This is a genomic window from Larkinella sp. C7 (assembly GCF_006149005.1).
Taxonomy (GTDB): domain Bacteria; phylum Bacteroidota; class Bacteroidia; order Cytophagales; family Spirosomataceae; genus Larkinella.
Map to the genome: position 1 here is coordinate 1 of NZ_VBSL01000282.1, position 314 is coordinate 314.

Consider the following 314-nt stretch of genomic DNA (forward strand, 5'->3'; position numbering starts at 1 on the left):
AGCACCAATTTTGCCACCTCTTGATAGGAAGCATCCTTGAGCTGGTCGAAATCAAGGTCAACCTCAGGCAGGGTCAATGGAGTAAAGAGGCCTCCATCGCTGGCTAGACCTTGCAAAATAGCCTGGCTAGCGGTTACCTGATTCTGTGCATCTCTGGTTGATTGATAAATTAGGGTCATGGTCTTGTCCTCTCCTTGATAGTCTTTGGAACATTATAACACAATTGTCAGAATATCTGGCAACCTTTCAGGACTTTCTTCGGTTTGTAGTATCCGCTATACTCAAACTGCATCAATAGCTCTAAATTCAGCTTC

1 pseudogene is annotated in these 314 nt (G+C 44.3%); it reads right to left on the reverse strand.

Annotation, left to right across the window (positions count from 1 at the left end):
* Nucleotides 1-179: pseudogene (locus FH871_RS35425) on the reverse strand (threonine synthase); the annotation flags it as partial.
* Nucleotides 180-314: the final 135 nt, after the last annotated feature.